The sequence below is a fragment of the Rhodopseudomonas sp. BR0C11 genome (assembly GCF_010820945.1).
Classification (GTDB): domain Bacteria; phylum Pseudomonadota; class Alphaproteobacteria; order Rhizobiales; family Xanthobacteraceae; genus Rhodopseudomonas; species Rhodopseudomonas palustris_H.
On record NZ_QTKI01000760.1, the window covers coordinates 1 to 931 of the forward strand.

Sequence of the window (931 nt, forward strand, 5' to 3'; positions counted from 1 at the left end):
ATCCCGACCGCATCGGTCAGGTAGTACTCGCCCTTGGCGTTGGCGTTGCCGATCTTGTCGAGCACGTCGAGCACGATCTTGCCGTCGATCGCCATCACGCCGGCGTTGCACAGCGTGATCTTCAGTTCATCGGCGCTGGCGTCCGCCTGCTCACGGATCGCCGTCAGCTTGCCGTGCTCGACCACCAGACGGCCATAGCCGGTCGGATCGGCCGCGCGGAAACCGAGCACGACCAGAGACGAGCCGTTGTGCAGCGGCTCGCGCAGGCGGGCGAACGTCTCGGCCGAGATCAACGGGGTGTCGCCGAACGCGATCAGCAGATCGTCGGCGCCCTGGGCGATCGCCTCGCGAGCCGCCAGCACCGCATGCGCGGTCCCGAGCCGCTGCGCCTGGATATGGATGGCCGCGTCAGAGCGGACTCGTTTGGCCTCGTCGCCGACCGCCTGATGATCCGGTCCGATCACCACCGCGAGCCGATCGCGTTCGCCATGCGGCGCCGCGCTCAGCACGTGGGCAAGCAGCGAGCGGCCGGCGACCGGGTTCAGTACCTTCGGCAGCGAAGATCGCATCCGCGTGCCCTCGCCCGCGGCAAGCACGATCGTCAGGCTGTTTCTGGCAGTCATTTCAACATCCATGGTCTGGTGATGCGGCCCTCATAAAGGGTTTTGCCACGAAGGGGAAACGGGTTTGCGGCTCCGGCGGCAAGCGCGGCCCACCTGAAAACGGCAATTCCCTGATACTGTTGGGCATCTGATTCGCGTTGCGCGCTTCAAGGCTTTGAGACCATCCGATGGCCAGAAAAACCGACGATCTGGCAGACAGCTTCGCGACCGAGGAAACGGGCGGCTGGCTGACCCGGCTGCTGGCAGATGAAGAAGAGCTCAACACCCAGGACAAGTGGCGCCTGGGATCGTGGGCGGTTGCCTCGCCT

General features: G+C 65.4%; 1 protein-coding gene. It reads right to left on the reverse strand.

The features are described from left to right. Positions 1–623, reverse strand: a 623-nt coding sequence (locus tag DYI24_RS27195) for an NTP transferase domain-containing protein (RefSeq protein ID WP_164574527.1), incomplete at its 3' end; no start/stop codon positions are given. Between the last annotated feature and the right edge of the window lie 308 nt (positions 624–931).